The sequence below is a fragment of the Streptomyces sp. NPDC096152 genome (genome assembly GCF_044763235.1).
GTDB lineage: Bacteria > Actinomycetota > Actinomycetes > Streptomycetales > Streptomycetaceae > Streptomyces.
In genome coordinates, this window is sequence record NZ_JBIWFW010000002.1 from 386,222 (window position 1) to 400,776 (window position 14,555).

The window sequence follows — 14,555 nt, forward strand, 5'->3', positions numbered from 1 at the left end:
TTTGTTGAGCGTTAATCCATTGCCGCCGGCGTCGGGTACACCCCGCCTCTCCGCCCCGCTGGGCACCCCGCGACCGGGTTTCGTCGACGGTCGTCACGCCGCCGGCCGTCCGGATGCCGCCGGCCGCCCGGGACACGGTCCCCGAGCGGCCGCGCAGCGATCTCAGCCCGAGGACGGGCCCGTCCAGTCCGACCGCACGTGCCCCAGCCGCACGCGCTGCGGATGGTCGCCGACCGCGACGGACGTGACCTTCCGCCCGGTCGCGAAGTCCACGGCCGTGACCCGGTCGGCGCCACTCTCGGAGACGACGCAGTCCCTGCCGTCGCCGCTGACCGTGGCCCAGTAGGGCTTGGACGCGGGGACGAGCGGGCCTTCCTGGAGGGTGGCGCGGTCGACCACCGTGGCGTAGTCGTCCATGGTGCCCGCGACACACAGCTTCGTGCCCGCGGGGTTCATCGAGAGGCCGTGGTGGCGCGAGTCGTTGACCCAGGTGGTGCGGTCCTCGCTGGTGGCAGGGTTCTTCGGCAGGGTCTTCAGCCGCGTGATCCGGTCGCCGGCGACGTCGTACTCCAGGAAGCCGTTGAAGAACGAGACCTGGAAGTAGAGCTTGGACTCGTCGGGGGAGAAGACCGCCGGGCGGACCGCGTCGGAGAAGTCCCCGAGGCCGAAGGCGTTCAGCCGCTCCCGCATGTCGATGGTCCTGACCTTCTTGTACGTCGTCGCGTCCACGACCGTGATGTGCCGGTCGCCCTTGGTCCAGTCCCAGGCCGGGTCGTCGAGGGCGGTGTTGACGTCCCCGATGGACATGTTCCAGATGTACTTGCCGTCCCTGGTGAAGATGTTCTCGTGCGGCTTGTCGCCGGTCGCGAACGAGCCGAGCTGCCTGCCGGTACCGATGTCCAGCACGTGCACGGTGTTCGCGGTGGAGGCGGAGACCGCCACGCGGGTGCCGTCGGGGGAGACGGCCATGTGGTCCGCACGGTAACCGGACACCGCGAAACGCCAGTTGATCCGTCCCGTGGCCAGGTCGATCGAGACCACGTCGGCGAAGCTCGGCCGGGAGACCACCACGGACGTCCCGTCCGGAGTGGAGTACATGTCGTCCACGAACTGGTCGTGTCCCTCGCCGACGCTGTCGCGGATGCCCAGGAAGTAGATCCACTTGATCGGGTCGGCGTGGATCTCCGCCATCCGCGCGTCCTTGTCGGGGACGACATCGATCCGGCCGACCTTCGCGAAGTCGCCTGTGGAGCCGATGACGTCCGCCGTGCCGTCCCAGTTGTTGCCGACGAACAGCACCTCGCGCAGGGCGGCGGAGCCGGTCGCGGTGTCGGCGGCGGTCGTGGCGGTGGCGGCGGTCGTGGCGGTGGCGGCGACGGTCAGGGCGAGGGCGGCGGCCACGGAGCAAAGGTGCCTGGGTCCGAAGGCAGGCATGACTGCTCTCTCCTCTGTGAGGGGGGTCCCCGCGCGGGCATCGTGGGGGCAGGCCCGCGCGGGCCGGAAATCTGAACACACGTGCTTTCACAGTGAACTTACTGCAAAGTAAGGAAGGGGGCCGCCTTCTCCACAAGACTGCGTACACGACAAAATTGGCCGTCGGCCGGCGGAGGGAGGGGACGTGACGGGCAGACTGAGAGCGCCGACCGGCCGCTACGGCGGCAGGTCCGCCGCCGAGCGACAGGCCGAGCGGCGGCAGCGCTTCCTCGCCGCCGCGCTGCGGCTGTTCGGGGACACCCCCGGCTTCCGCTCCACGACCGTCGCGGCCCTCAGCGAGGCCGCCGGGCTGTCCACCCGCCAGTTCTACGAGGAGTTCCGCACTCTGGAGGACGTCCTCGCCGCCCTCCACCTCCAGGTCAACGACTGGGCCGAGCAGGCCGTCCTGGACGCGCTCGCCGACGCCGGGGACCTGCCGCTGCCCGAACGGGCCGCCGCCCTATTCCACGCCTACGCCGCGAGCGTCACCGCCGACCCGCGCCGGATCCGCATCACCTTCGTCGAGATCATCGGCGTCAGCCCCCGCCTGGAGGAACAGCGCCTGGCCCGCCGGTCCCGCTGGGTGGACCTCATCTGCGCCGAGGCGCGGGCCGCCGCCGCCCGGGGGGACGCCGCGCCCCGGGACTACCGCCTCGCCGCCACGGCCTTCATCGGCAGCGTCAACGGCCTGCTCCACGACTGGAGCGCCGGGTGGGTGGACGCGACCCTGGACGAGGTCGTCGACGAACTGGTCCGGCAACTGCTGGGCATCCTGAGACCGGCGGACCAGGGCGAGCCCGGGGCGTAGCGGCAGGCCGCCGCCCGCTCGGCCCGGGTCGCCGGACAGGTCCCGGCCCGCGAGCCGGTCGAGCGCCGGGCGGCTCACCTGTGCCGGGCGTGCCGTGTCGGCAGCGGCCGTGGGACGCGTCGTCGCCGAAGGTGCCGGCGCGGCAGTGCCCCGCGGAGCACGGCACTGCGGCGGAGACCAGTCGCCGTGCCGCCGAGGCCCTGCGCCGTCGCCGGAGCGCCGGGCGCGGCCGGCCCAGCGCCGCGCGGGCCGAATAGGTCCAGGTCAGCCGGGAACCGACCTGGACCCTCGCCGCTCTCATCCCTATTCGTCCCATGCCTGGATCATGATCTGCTCGGCGATCTTGCCGTCGCGCAGCGAGATCATGGACTCGGCGAGGACACGGACCCCGTCCGCGTACTCGCAGGACTCCACGTACGCGGCCCGGTCGCCCTGGACGACGCACTGTTCGAGCCTGTGCGTCATGTCCCGGCTGTACACGTCGTCGAGCATCGCCCCGATCTCCTCGCGGCCGTGCAGGATCTTGGGGTGACTGGGCTGGGCGCTGTGGTCCACGATGCGGATCTCCGCGTCGTCCGCGTAGAGCGACAGCAGCGTGGACGCCGTCTGTCCTTCGATGCCCCGGCGCAGTGCCTCGGTGCCGAAGGCGGGGTTTGCCGTGGTTGCCATGCTGACCTCCTACGGGGGCACGGCCCGGCGGGTGGCGGGCCGGGGCGCGCCTCACCTTCGAGGCTCCTCCGCCCCGGCGGGCCCGGCAAGCGCAACCGGGCCGCTCGGCCCGACGGGCGAGCGGCGGCGCGTGTGCCCGGGCGGGCACGCGCCGCCGTCGCGCAGGACATGATCTGCGCTCGACGTGTCGTCGCCGTCGGCCCTCCCGCGCCCCTCCACCCGCTCGGCTCGCTCGGCCCCAGGATTTTCCCGCATCGGGCGGGCACGCCCTCCACACCCCGGCGCGAAACGGACGTACGAACCAGGCGCGCCCACCGAGCCGTTGGCGCCCGACCGCGGGCCCACGCCGGCCGCGCCGACCGCGGGCCCACGCCGGCCGCGCCGGTCCGCTCCCGTTACGTTCCGCCCCGCGCCGGTCCGCGGCCGTTCCGCCCCGCGACCGTTCCGCCGCGCGGCCGTTCCGGGCCGCCCGAGCCCGTATGGCCCGGCCCGACCCAAGCCCGTACGGCCCGGCCCGCCCCGCGCCCGTACCGCTCGGCCCGCCCCGCGCCACACCCCCCGCCCCCGAGGCCTTCCACCCCGTTACGGATCAGTTACGCGTAGGGTCGGAGGGACGGACAACGGTCGACGGAAGGACCAGCACCATGGCGCAGGAAGTGCGCGGCGTGATCGCACCCGGGAAGAACGAGCCCGTGCGGGTCGAGACGATCGTCGTGCCGGACCCGGGACCCGGCGAGGCCGTGGTCCGTGTCCAGGCCTGCGGCGTCTGCCACACCGACCTGCACTACAAGCAGGGGGGCATCAACGACGAGTTCCCCTTCCTGCTCGGCCACGAGGCCGCCGGCGTGGTGGAGTCGGTGGGCGAGGGCGTCGACGAGGTCGCTCCCGGTGACTTCGTGATCCTCAACTGGCGTGCCGTGTGCGGGAAGTGCCGCGCCTGTCTGCGCGGACGGCCCTGGTACTGCTTCGACACCCACAACGCCCGGCAGAAGATGACCCTGACCGACGGCACCGAACTCTCCCCGGCCCTCGGCATCGGCGCCTTCGCCGAGAAGACGCTCGTCGCGGCCGGCCAGTGCACCAAGGTCGACCCGGCGGTCTCCCCGGCCGCGGCCGGGCTGCTCGGCTGCGGAGTGATGGCCGGCCTCGGCGCCGCGATCAACACCGGGAACGTCGGCCGCGGCGACTCGGTCGCCGTCATCGGCTGCGGCGGCGTCGGCGACGCGGCCGTCGCGGGGGCCTACCTGGCCGGTGCCGCGAAGGTCATCGCGGTCGACATCGACGACCGCAAGCTGCAGACCGCCCGCACGATGGGCGCCACCCACACCGTCAACTCCCGCGAGACCGACCCGGTCGAGGCGATCCGCGAGCTGACCGGCGGCTTCGGCGCCGACGTCGTCATCGACGCCGTCGGCCGCCCGGAGACGTACCAGCAGGCGTTCTACGCCCGCGACCTGGCCGGCACGGTCGTCCTGGTCGGCGTGCCCACCCCGGAGATGAAGCTCGAGATGCCCCTGCTGGACATCTTCGGCCGGGGCGGCGCGCTGAAGTCCTCCTGGTACGGCGACTGCCTGCCCTCGCGGGACTTCCCGATGCTGGTCGACCTGCATCTGCAAGGGCGGCTGCCGCTGGACAAGTTCGTCAGCGAGACCATCCAGCTCGACGAGGTGGAGAAGGCCTTCGAGCGGATGCACCACGGAGACGTGCTGCGCTCGGTGGTGGTGTTCTGATGACCGCCCGAATCGAACGCCTCGTCACCTCGGGCCAGTTCACCCTGGACGGCGGCACCTGGGACGTGGACAACAACGTCTGGATCGTCGGCGACGACCACGAGGCGGTCGTCATCGACGCCGCCCACGACGCCGAGGCCATCGCCGCCGCCGTCGGCGACCGGCGGCTGACCGCCATCGTGTGCACCCACGCCCACAACGACCACGTCAACGCCGCCCCCGCGCTCGCGGACCTGACCGGCGCGACGATCTGGCTGCACCCCGACGACCTGGGCCTGTGGAAGATGACCCACCCGGACCGGGACCCCGACGAGCACCTGGCCGACGGCCAGGTGATCGAGGCGGCGGGCGCCGACCTGACCGTCATCCACACCCCCGGCCACGCGCCGGGCGCGGTCTGCCTGTACGACCCGGGGCTCGCCACCGTCTTCACCGGCGACACCCTCTTCCAGGGCGGCCCGGGCGCCACCGGTCGCTCCTACTCCCACTTCCCGACGATCATCGACTCGATCCGCGACCGCCTCCTGACCCTGCCGCCCGAGACGAAGGTCCTCACCGGCCACGGCGACTCGACCACGATCGGCGCGGAGGCCCCGCACCTGGAGGAGTGGATCGCCCGCGGGCACTGACATCCGGGCGGCGCGGCCGACGGCGCCGAGAAGGCGACGAGGATGTCCGGCTTCCACGGCACCCGCGACGACGGCATCGACGCGATGACGACATCGACGGGACGCGCACGTGAGGCCGGACATGTCGGGGCCACTGGAAGGCAAGGTCGCGCTGGTCGCGTGTGCGACACGGGGGCGCGGGGCGGGGGATCGCCGTGGAACCCGGCGCGGCCGGCGCCACCCGCCGGCCGGCCGACGCGACCGGTTGCCGGTGACCCTCACACCGGCGGCGCGGACGGCAGCGGCCACCGCGCCGAGTGGCCCGGCGGCAGCGCCAGATCCGTGCGTACGGCCGTGTAGTAGCCCTCGCGCGCGGCGCGCTGCCGCTCCAGCAGCGTCCGCCAGGCCTCCGGGTCCCGCCGTCCCTCGCGCACGAACCGCTCCATCTCCATGACCGCGACAACCCACTCCCGGGCCTTCTCCACCACCTCCGGACTGCCCAGCATGATCAGGGCCTCCCCGGACGGGTCCCGGGCGACGGCCGCCCCGGCCAGCGACGGCTCCGCCTCCGCGAGGGACAGCGGATGCGGATTCGGGTCGTTGCCCAGGTGGGCGGCGACCCGGTAGGTCAGCGTGACCGACTGCTTCAGCGAGCGCGCGTAGTCGGCGTACACCGCGAGCCGCCGCTCGTCCCAGCGCGCCGCCTGCTCCCGCCGGAACCGGGCCCGGTCGCCCCGCACGACGGCGAGATACGAACCGAGGGCGCCGATCACGACGCCTATGAGCGCGGGGAGTTGCTGGAGGAATGCGGACATGGGCGCACGCTATCCGCCCGGCCGATCGTTCCGGCACCGGGTTTCGGCGGACGGCTCACCGCAGGGTCCGCACCGGCCGGCGCGGTGAGGGCACCTTCACACGGCCGCCGCCGCGTGCCACCGTTCTTGTCACCGTTTCGTCTCAGGGCGGCCGGCCCTACAACCACCGCCGCCCGGCGGTTGTCCAGCAATCGGAGAGCAGTGGGCCGCACGAAGGGGGATCCGGAACATGAGGGGCATGTCCAGGCGGGGAGTCGTCGCGCTCGGCGTCACGGGGCTCGTCGCGCCGCTCGGTCTGGCGCTCGGCGCCGCGCCGGCGCAGGCCGCGAGCTGCACGACGCGGACCGGGCCGTACCAGAAGCAGGTGGAGAAGTTCCTCGGCCGGCCGGTCGACGGCCGTCAGTCGGCCGCGGACTGCAAGGCCATCCAGGCGTTCCAGACCAAGCACGGCATCACGCCGAACATCGGCTACGCCGGGCCCGTCACCTGGGGCGTGATGGACCTGATGAACAAACAGAAGGCGGTCGGCAGCAACCCGAACAAGGACGGCAAGTGCCCGGTCAACAAGGGCCGTATCGCCTGCGTCAACCTCACCCTCCAGCTCAGCTGGATCCAGGACGGCAGCCGGCTCGTGTACGGGCCCGTGCCGGTGCGCACCGGCCGTGACGGGTACGAGACCCGCACCGGTCTGAAGAAGATCTACTGGCGGGACATCGACCACGTGTCGATGATCTACCACGTGCCGATGCCCTACAGCCAGTTCTTCGACGGCGGTCAGGCCTTCCACTCCGTCGGCCTGAGCATGTGGAACCCGCCGGGCTCGCACGGCTGCGTCAACATGACGACGACGGACGCCAAGAAGTACTGGTCGCTGCTGAAGCAGGGCGACGACGTCTTCGTCTACGGCCGCAAGCCGGGCACCTGACGGAAAGCCGGACGTGACGTGTTCCTCACACGCGTCGGGAGGCGAACTCGCGTTTTCTTCCCGGCGGATGGACGTGATGAGGGACACGGTCCGAAATGTCCGTATGGCTAGCACTTATTCACAGCGCCCTCACGTCGATCGGCATATGCTTCACAACATGTCCACCACTGTTGAACCCGTCTCCGAGCGATCGGCCGCGGAGGTCAACGAGGAGATCCGGGCCCTGTGGCTCCGGTCGGGCGGGACACTGACCACCGAGCAGCGCGAGGAGTACCAGCGGCTCGTGCTGGAGTGGGCTGAGGCCGCTCCAGACCCGGTCAGGGCGGCCTGAGCGCCACCGCCGGCAACGGACCACACCCTCCGGGGCACCCGTGAGCGCACGGGTGCCCGTTCCACATCCTCCTCGGCCGCCCGTCCCACGGCGCCCGTCCCGGGGCCCTCGGCCGCCCGCCACGGCGCCGCGTCCCGCGTCCCGCGGCCCTCGGCCGCCCGTCCCGCGGCCCGGCTGTGCGTCCCGCTCAGCCCCAGGTCGCCGAGTAGTACCGCTGGTAGGCCTTGCGGTCCTGTTCCGCGCGGATGTAGCGCGTGGCGACCAGCGCGATCAGACTGCCCGCGATGACCAGCAGCCCCGGGCCGACGTTGCGCGGGTCGGTCAGCCGGGACACCAGCGTGGAGCCGTTCGCGCCGCCCGCCACCGGCGCCGAGGACCCCGGCGAGACGGCACCGGGCGCGATGGCGCTGTGGGTGGCCGACGCGGACGGAGCCGCGGAGGGCGCCGCACCCCCGCCCTGGGGCGCCGACACGATCAGCCGCACACCGAGCGCGGACAGCGCCTTGGTCACCGGCTGGAAGAACGTCGTACCGCCCGTCTTGCAGTCGCCGCTGCCGCCCGAGGTCACCCCCAGCGCGACGCCCTCGGAGAACAGCGGCCCGCCGCTGTCGCCCGGCTCGGCGCACACCGTGGTCTGGATCAGTCCGGTGACGGTGCCCTCCGGGTAGTTCACCGTCGCGTTCAGCCCCGTCACCTGGCCGTCGCGCAGCCCGCTCGTGCTGCCGCTGCGGAACACCCGCTGCCCCACGGCCGGATCGGCCGCGCCGGTGATCCGCACGCCCTTGCCGCCGCCGATCGCCACGACGTCGGCGCCGTCACCGGCGCGGCCGGAGGCGTACTGCACCAGGGAGAAGTCGCTGCCGGGGAAGGAACCGGCGACCGTCCGGCCCAGTTGCTGGTTGCCCTGGTTGTCGGCGAACCAGGTCGACCCGGTGGGCCCGCAGTGCCCTGCCGTCAGGATGAAGTCGCCGCGTCCGTCGGTGACGTTGAATCCCGCCGAGCAGCGGCCGCTGGTCGACAAAATGGGCTGTGCCCCGTTGAGCCGGGTGGTGAACCTGCCCTGGGCGCGCTCCATGTGCACGAAGGTGCCCAGGCGGCCGGCGACGCGGGTGAGCCGGGCCCAGTCGCCGGCGGAGACGGAGCTGTCGCCCTGGACGACGACCCGGTTGGTCCGGTAGTCCAGCGCCCACGCCGTGCCGGCCACCCGGGGCGCGGCCCGCAGGCCGGCCGCCGCCGCCTTCAGCTCGTTCATGCTGTGCCGGACGACCTTCGGCTCGGCCCCCGTCCGCCGCACCTCGGCGGCGGCCCCCTCGTCGGTGACGGCGACGACCGGGCGGCCGTCGGCGCCGATCCAGCTGCCCGCCGTACGTGCGGTGCCGAGCCGTGACGCCAGGCCCGCGCCCATGCCGGCGGCCGACGGCGTGGCGGCCCGGAGCGGGACGGCGGACGTGCCGGGAGCCTCACTGGCCATCGCGGCCTGCGTGACCATCGCTCCTCCCAGAAGCAGTCCCGCGACGGCCGTCAGCCGTGTCACTCGCCGGACGACCCGTCGTCGTGCGTGCCTCATGCGTGGCTCCCGAACCCCGAACACACGGTTGCAACACCGCCGGGACGCTCCGGTCGTTGAGCGCCCTCCTCTCCATACGGGGCGCGGGACACGGGCGTTCAGCACCCCGGCGAGATCCGGAAGAGAGGCCCTAGACTGCGCGTATGAACGACACCGTGGTGGAGCGGCTCGGGGCCGGCAAGTACGTGCTGATCACCAGCTACCGCAAGAACGGCACCCCGGTCGCCACCCCGGTGTGGGTGGTCAGGGACGGCTGCGCGCTCGGCGTGTGGACGGCCGCCGACTCCTGGAAGGTCAAGCGGATCCGCAACCGGCCCGATGTGCTGGTCGGCCCGTGCGACGTGCGCGGCAACCCGACCGGCGACCAGCTCCCGGCGACCGCGGAGATCTGCGACCCGGCGACCAGCGCCCGCTACCGCGGCCTGGTCGCCCGCAAGTACGGCCTGCTCGGCCGGCTCACCCTGCTCGGCAGCCGGTTGCGCCGGGGCGAGCAGGGCTCGGTCGGCATCCGGGTGGTCCCGAAGGCCACCACCTGACGGCACGTCAAGAGCGATCACGTTCGGGCAAGTCGGCCGCGCGGCCCCGCGAGGGAGCCGCGCGGCCTTCCGGTCCGGCCCGCGAGACCGCCACGGCCGAGCGGACCGGCTACGACGCGTCGAGCACCGTGCCGGTCAGTTCCGGCCCTCCGTCCTGCGGCCGGCCCTCGTCGTCGGTCAGCCGGAAGCGGACCGACTCGGCGGGCTCCGTGACCCGGTCCCTCACCGTCGGCACCGTGACCTCCGCGCTGAGCCGGCCCGCCGGGACGGACGCCCACAGGGACAGGCCCTTCACCCGGGACAGGGGCCGCTCCGGGTCGGGTGACGCGCCGGTGCTCTCCCGGAGCCACCGCGGATCGACGTCCTTGGTGGACAACTCCGGCCCCCGCTCAACCGGTTGTACGGCGAACAGCGCGGACATCTCCGTGTCGGCGGCCGCGGACAGGGTCAGCCGCCACTTCAGCGGCTGTCCCTCGGTGACCCGGCCGGCGAGCGGGGTGACCGTGAACGTGGGCCTCGGGTCGTCGTTCCCGACCGTCACCCCGCCCCGGTAGGAGCCGATCACGGAGGTGTGCACCGCCTTCACCAGCACGTCGTGGGACACGTCCTGCCCGAACCGGGTGTTGCCCTCCACCTTCACCGGTACGTCGATGTCGTGGCCGCCCGGCCGCACGGTCACCAGCCGGTCCGTGGTCCCGCCGGTCGCGGGGTCCACGACGTACAGGCGCACCTGCCCGCTGCCGTGCCCGGAGACCCGTACCGGCACCCGGTAGGTGCGCACGCCCGAGTCGCCCTCCTCGACGGTCAGCCGCCCGATGTCGATCCGGGGCAGCACGGCCGCGCGAACCGCGGGGGTGCCGGGGCGCCGGCCCCAGGCGTCGATCAGCCAGGCGCGGCCGGAGCGGGTGCGCGGGGTCAGTTCGAGAGCCGTGACCCGGCGCAGGTCGAGACCGGCGCGGGTGGCGGGGGTGAGCGGGACGCGCACTTCGCGTGCCCAGTAGGACGCGGTCCGCTCGGTGCCGGGCAGTCCGTCGACGCGGACCCGGCCGAGCGTCGCACGGCGTCCGGAGGCGTCGGTGACGGACACGTCCAGCCGGGTGCCGGAGGTGTTCGGCGGCACGATCACGCGCAGCGCCAGGCCCTCGGCGCCGCCGAGGGAGACCGGGGCGGCGGGCCGCACCCGCACCGGGCTCCCGGCGGCGGACCAGCGCAGCGCCACCGCGCGGCGGCCGGTCTCCCGGGCGGTCTCCCACGGCGCGAAGTGGGGGGACACCCCCCTCGCGCCGGGGCCGAGGCAGGCGACGGACGGGCTGGGGTCGACCGCCGAGCACAGCCGGCCGCCGGTCACCGACACCGGGCCGTCCGGCAGGAAGGCGCCGGTGCGGCCGGCGCCGACGGCATGGGTGAGCACCCGGGCCGGGTCCGCGGACGGCGCCCGCACGCCCGAGCCGTCGAGCAGCGGGCGCACCCGGTCGTCACCGGCGACGAACAGCCTGGCCGCGGCGGCGATGTAGGTGGCGCCGGCCCGGTGCTGCCGGTCCGCGGTCAGCCGGGTGCGGGTGCCCGGCGAGCACACCGGGTCGCGGTGGCCGGGGTCGTTCCAGAAGTCGTCGTCGGCGGGCGCCTGCGCCGTGCCAGGAGTCCACTCGGTGTTGAAGAAGTTGTGGTTGGCGCCGACGACGTAGACGGCGCTGTGCAGCGCGGCCCCCCGGCTGACGCCTCGGGTCCCGTCGACGTAGAGCTCGCCCTGCAGGTCGGAGACGTCTCCGTCGCAGCCCGGCAGAATCGTGGCCGACGGCACGTCGGCGACGGGATTCTGGCCGAAGGCCGTCGGTCCGATGAGGACCGTGCCGCGGATGTGCCAGCTGACCGGGCCGTGGTAGCCGTCCTGGCCGGCGGGCGGCGGGTAGAGGCTGTCCATGGCGGCGCGGTTGACGCCCTCGCCGCCGCGGGAGTGCCCGACCAGCAGCACCCGGGAGAGGTCGGCCCGGGGCGCGTCGCGTACGACGTCCGGCGCCGAGGCCGGACGGGCGGCCCAGCCGGCCCAGCGGGCCAGGTGCAGGCGCACCAGCGAGGAGCGGGCCTGCGCCCCGCCGTCCTCCGCCGCCCAGTCCTGGCCGTTGATGCCGTCGGCCGCGATCGACACCGTCACATAGCCCTGCGAGGCCAGCAGCCTCTGGTCCCGCAGATAGCCCCGGTGGCTGGGGATCGGCCTGGTCCCGGACGGGCAGGGCCAGTCGCCGGTGACGGCGCCGTGCGGCTTGTAGCAGGTGGCGTGGCGGCCGTGCAGGAACAGTGCCAGCGGCCGGCGGCCGGTGGCACCCCGGGGAGCGACCACCACGGCCCGCATCTCGACCGGCGCCGGAAGGCCGGGCAGCCGGACGGAGTCGAGGTGGTACTCGCCGGTGGCGGTGCGATAGGGGCCCGGCCTGCCCGGGTCGACGCCGTTCGCCGGGAGGGGCGCGGGAGGGGCGGCCGCGGCCACGGAGTTCCGGCCCGGCGCGGGCGCAGTGGCGCCCGGCCCGTCCAACCGCCTTCCGGACGCGCGTACTTGCAGTCCGCTCAGGCTGCCGGCGCGCGCCCGGTCCAGAGCGAGCCGGAACGTGTGCCCGTCCCGGCCGGGCTGCGGCCGGCCGAGCAGCCGGCCGCCCGCGTAGAACTCGACACGCGCGTCACCCATGGGCACCGAGGTGCCCGACCGCCACACCAACTGCCGGGCGGCTCCCTCGCCGGTGACGCGCCAGCCCGGTGGAAGCCCGCCGTCGCCGTCCCCGTCGGCCGCGACCGCCGACGCCCGCGGGGCTGAGGGCGGTGGAGCGGCCTGCGCCGACACGGGCGCGGCTGAGAGCAGGGCGAGCACCGCCACGGCGGTCACGCCTGTGCGCCGGACACGGATCAATGGTTCCTCCTGGCAACCGATGCGCGGGCGCCCCGGCGGTCCCGGGGGCCTCTCGCGCTCCGGAGGACGGGAGGCGAGGGCGGCGGGTTGCCTGCGTGGAGCGGAGCAGTGAAGCTCAACGGCGCTATCCAGCCGCCGAGTTGGGGCCACTCCCACCCAGGAGCGGCCTGGGCGGCGGGGCCCGTTCCGACGGTCCCCGGCCGGCCTGGCTCTTGGGCCATCGGCCGTGAGGAAAGGCGTGTTGAACGGTCGTCGCCCGCGTGGCAGTGGTCGGGCGCGGGTGCGCGCTCGGCTAGGCTGCGGTTCCCGTGGACATGACGGGGCTGGTGCGGGTGAAAACGATCGGGGCCGGGGGCCGGAGGATCGGCGGGTGGCTCACCGGACATGCCGGCCGGTGCCTGGCCGTCTCGCTGACGGCGCACGTCCTGGCCGTCGTCACGCATCCGACCGAGCCGCTGGACCTGCGCGTCTACCACGGGGCCGCGCCGCACGTGCTCTCCGGCGGCCTGTACGACTTCGCGGTGCACACCGGGCCGCCCATCCCGCTGCTGCCGTTCACCTACCCGCCGTTCGCCGCGCTGGTGTTCCTTCCGCTGTCCCGCCTGCCCTGGACGGCGACGGTCGTGCTCTGGCAGGCGCTCTCGGTCGCCGCTCTGCTGGTGATCGTGGGGTGCGCGTTCCGGCTGCTCCCCGCGCGCCCCGACGGCCGGGGCAGGGCGCGTGTCCTGCTGTGGACCGCCGTGGGGCTGTGGCTGGAACCGGTGCGCCACACCCTGGACCAGGGGCAGGTGAACCTGCTGCTGGGCGCCGTGGTGCTGGCCGGTCTGGCGTCCCCCGAGGGAGCGGGGCGCCGGGGAGCGGGACCCGGGTCGGGAGATGCCGAGGGAGGAGCCTCCGGGGCAGGAGCGGCCGGGGCAGGGGAGTCCACGCGGGGAGCGGTGTGGCGGGGCGCGGCCGTGGGTCTGGCGGCGGCGGTGAAACTGACCCCGGCCGTGGGCGGGTTGTACCTGCTGGCGACCCGGCAGTGGCGGGCGGCGCTGTGGGCCGTCGTCGCCGGCGGCGCGGCCACGGCGGTGGCCTGGGGCGTAGCACCGGAGGAGTCGGCGCGTTACTGGTCGGTGCTCGTGACGCGGACCCAGCGCGTCGGCCCGCTCTGGTCGGTGCGCAACCAGTCCCTGCGCGGGGCGGTCGCCCGGCTGGTCGGCCAGGACGGGGCCGTCGTCGCCCCGGTCTGGTGGACGGCGCTCGCCCTGGCGACCGGGGCGGCCGCCTGGGCGCTGTGGGCGGCGGTGCGGCGAGGCGATCGGCTCGGCATCCTGGTCGCCGTGGAGTTGTACGGGCTGCTGGTCTGCCCCGTCTCCTGGAGCCACCACTGGATCTGGTGCCTGCCCGCCATGATCTGGCTGGCCCACGGTCCGCTCCGGCGGCGCCCGTTCGCCCGGCTCACGCTCGCCGTCTGGGCACTCGCGGCCGGGGCCCGTCTCGTCCCGCTGCTCATCCGGGCGGAGGACCACCTGGCGCACCCCAGCCCCTACCCGGCACTGCTCGCCTGGCCCGGTTGCGTCTACGCCGTGTGCACCCTGCTGACCTTCCTGGCCCTCGCCGTCGGCCCCGCTGGGGGCCAGGCGCGCTCCGGCGCGTCCGGGGCGGGGCGGCCGGGGGAGCGGACGGGACGGCCGGCGGCGGAGGCTCAGCGGGCCGCGTCGTCCCCGCCGGTGAGGTGACGGACCGCGGCAGTCCGTCAGGTCTCCGTCCGTGAGACCCGTCCGTCAGGCTCGTTTCTCAGGTCCAGGCTCGGTACTCGTCCAGCAGCTGGAAGACCGGCTCGCCGCGCACGGGGTCCTTCGCCGTGGACAGCCGGACCCGGTCGCCGCTGTGGATGCCGATGGGCGGGCCCATCACACGCCCCCGGACGACGAAGCCCTCGGCCATCTCGATCAGCGACACATTGCGCGCGGCCGGGGTGTTGCGATGCACCACCGTCGAGTGACGGACGGTGCCGCTGCCCTCGCTGCGCTCCGTGCGCAGTTCGCTGCCCCGGCAGACCGGACACAGCAGCCGGTGGTACATGGCGCTGCCGCACCAGGCGCAGCGCTGGAAGTAGAGGGCCTCCGGCTCGCGGGCCCCGGGGTCGAGAAGGCCCGTGGCGGAGCCGGTTGCCAAATGAGCGACGTTTCCTGATTGGTGGTACACG

13 protein-coding genes are annotated in these 14,555 nt (G+C 74.0%); 7 read left to right on the forward strand and 6 right to left on the reverse strand.

The genetic code is table 11. The features are described 5' to 3' along the window. Positions 1–162: 162 nt before the first annotated feature. Positions 163–1,434, reverse strand: coding sequence for a YncE family protein (locus ACIQ9G_RS07205; protein ID WP_403607324.1), 1,272 nt, complete (start codon positions 1,432–1,434; stop codon positions 163–165). A 184-nt stretch (positions 1,435–1,618) separates the two neighbouring features. Between ACIQ9G_RS07205 and ACIQ9G_RS07210 the strand changes: the two genes are divergently transcribed. Further along, positions 1,619–2,281, forward strand: coding sequence for a TetR/AcrR family transcriptional regulator (locus ACIQ9G_RS07210; RefSeq protein WP_403607325.1), 663 nt, complete (start codon positions 1,619–1,621; stop codon positions 2,279–2,281). Between the two features lie 303 nt (positions 2,282–2,584). On the opposite strand, the gene ACIQ9G_RS07215 is transcribed toward ACIQ9G_RS07210, so the two are convergent. Further along, positions 2,585–2,950 (reverse strand): nuclear transport factor 2 family protein, encoded by a 366-nt coding sequence (locus tag ACIQ9G_RS07215; RefSeq protein ID WP_403607326.1) that lies wholly within the window; start codon positions 2,948–2,950, stop codon positions 2,585–2,587. A gap of 644 nt (positions 2,951–3,594) precedes the next feature. Here ACIQ9G_RS07215 and ACIQ9G_RS07220 point away from each other — a divergent pair. Further along, entirely contained in the window at positions 3,595–4,680 is a 1,086-nt protein-coding gene (locus tag ACIQ9G_RS07220; RefSeq protein WP_403607327.1) for an S-(hydroxymethyl)mycothiol dehydrogenase, read from the forward strand. Beyond that, complete coding sequence (locus ACIQ9G_RS07225) at positions 4,680–5,309, forward strand: MBL fold metallo-hydrolase (RefSeq protein ID WP_356195533.1); 630 nt, start codon at positions 4,680–4,682, stop codon at positions 5,307–5,309. The genes ACIQ9G_RS07220 and ACIQ9G_RS07225 overlap by 1 nt, the downstream gene beginning before the upstream one ends. Positions 5,310–5,566: 257 nt before the next feature. Here the strand turns inward: ACIQ9G_RS07225 and ACIQ9G_RS07230 are convergent, their stop codons facing one another. Beyond that, a complete protein-coding gene (locus ACIQ9G_RS07230; RefSeq protein WP_403607328.1) occupies positions 5,567–6,103 on the reverse strand; it encodes a hypothetical protein in 537 nt (178 codons plus the stop codon). Positions 6,104–6,332: 229 nt separating this feature from the next. On the opposite strand from ACIQ9G_RS07230, the gene ACIQ9G_RS07235 reads away from it, so the two are divergent. Both ACIQ9G_RS07235 and ACIQ9G_RS07240 read left to right on the forward strand, forming a co-directional pair. Next, positions 6,333–7,028: a L,D-transpeptidase family protein gene (locus ACIQ9G_RS07235; RefSeq protein WP_403607329.1), complete on the forward strand. Its 696-nt coding sequence runs from the start codon at positions 6,333–6,335 to the stop codon at positions 7,026–7,028. Between the two features lie 145 nt (positions 7,029–7,173). Then, on the forward strand, positions 7,174–7,359 hold the full coding sequence (locus tag ACIQ9G_RS07240) for a hypothetical protein (protein ID WP_356195540.1): 186 nt from the start codon (positions 7,174–7,176) through the stop codon (positions 7,357–7,359). A 187-nt stretch (positions 7,360–7,546) separates the two neighbouring features. Here ACIQ9G_RS07240 and ACIQ9G_RS07245 read toward each other — a convergent pair whose 3' ends face one another. Continuing rightward, a complete protein-coding gene (locus tag ACIQ9G_RS07245) occupies positions 7,547–8,926 on the reverse strand; it encodes a S1 family peptidase (protein WP_403607330.1) in 1,380 nt (459 codons plus the stop codon). Between the two features lie 143 nt (positions 8,927–9,069). Between ACIQ9G_RS07245 and ACIQ9G_RS07250 the strand changes: the two genes are divergently transcribed. Next, positions 9,070–9,462 (forward strand): PPOX class F420-dependent oxidoreductase, encoded by a 393-nt coding sequence (locus ACIQ9G_RS07250; protein WP_403607331.1) that lies wholly within the window; start codon positions 9,070–9,072, stop codon positions 9,460–9,462. A 109-nt stretch (positions 9,463–9,571) separates the two neighbouring features. On the opposite strand, the gene ACIQ9G_RS07255 is transcribed toward ACIQ9G_RS07250, so the two are convergent. Then, the gene (locus ACIQ9G_RS07255; RefSeq protein ID WP_403607332.1) at positions 9,572–12,361 is read right to left on the reverse strand and encodes a hypothetical protein; all 2,790 of its coding nucleotides are present in this window, start codon (positions 12,359–12,361) and stop codon (positions 9,572–9,574) included. A 314-nt stretch (positions 12,362–12,675) separates the two neighbouring features. On the opposite strand from ACIQ9G_RS07255, the gene ACIQ9G_RS07260 reads away from it, so the two are divergent. After that, complete coding sequence (locus ACIQ9G_RS07260) at positions 12,676–14,085, forward strand: glycosyltransferase 87 family protein (RefSeq protein ID WP_403607923.1); 1,410 nt, start codon at positions 12,676–12,678, stop codon at positions 14,083–14,085. 58 nt (positions 14,086–14,143) lie between these two features. Here the strand turns inward: ACIQ9G_RS07260 and ACIQ9G_RS07265 are convergent, their stop codons facing one another. Then, positions 14,144–14,554: a Zn-ribbon domain-containing OB-fold protein gene (locus ACIQ9G_RS07265; RefSeq protein WP_403607925.1), complete on the reverse strand. Its 411-nt coding sequence runs from the start codon at positions 14,552–14,554 to the stop codon at positions 14,144–14,146. Position 14,555 lies beyond the last annotated feature (1 nt).

What these genes read in the sequence shown, in the direction of transcription:
- ACIQ9G_RS07260 (WP_403607923.1), top strand. Translation starts at nt 12,676, where the DNA reads ATGACGGGGCTGGTGCGGGTGAAAACGATCGGGGCCGGGGGCCGGAGG.
- ACIQ9G_RS07225 (WP_356195533.1), top strand. Translation starts at nt 4,680, where the DNA reads ATGACCGCCCGAATCGAACGCCTCGTCACCTCGGGCCAGTTCACCCTG.
- ACIQ9G_RS07215 (WP_403607326.1), bottom strand. Translation starts at nt 2,950, where the DNA reads ATGGCAACCACGGCAAACCCCGCCTTCGGCACCGAGGCACTGCGCCGG.
- ACIQ9G_RS07230 (WP_403607328.1), bottom strand. Translation starts at nt 6,103, where the DNA reads ATGTCCGCATTCCTCCAGCAACTCCCCGCGCTCATAGGCGTCGTGATC.
- ACIQ9G_RS07205 (WP_403607324.1), bottom strand. Translation starts at nt 1,434, where the DNA reads ATGCCTGCCTTCGGACCCAGGCACCTTTGCTCCGTGGCCGCCGCCCTC.
- ACIQ9G_RS07240 (WP_356195540.1), top strand. Translation starts at nt 7,174, where the DNA reads ATGCTTCACAACATGTCCACCACTGTTGAACCCGTCTCCGAGCGATCG.
- ACIQ9G_RS07245 (WP_403607330.1), bottom strand. Translation starts at nt 8,926, where the DNA reads ATGAGGCACGCACGACGACGGGTCGTCCGGCGAGTGACACGGCTGACG.
- ACIQ9G_RS07220 (WP_403607327.1), top strand. Translation starts at nt 3,595, where the DNA reads ATGGCGCAGGAAGTGCGCGGCGTGATCGCACCCGGGAAGAACGAGCCC.
- ACIQ9G_RS07250 (WP_403607331.1), top strand. Translation starts at nt 9,070, where the DNA reads ATGAACGACACCGTGGTGGAGCGGCTCGGGGCCGGCAAGTACGTGCTG.
- ACIQ9G_RS07235 (WP_403607329.1), top strand. Translation starts at nt 6,333, where the DNA reads ATGAGGGGCATGTCCAGGCGGGGAGTCGTCGCGCTCGGCGTCACGGGG.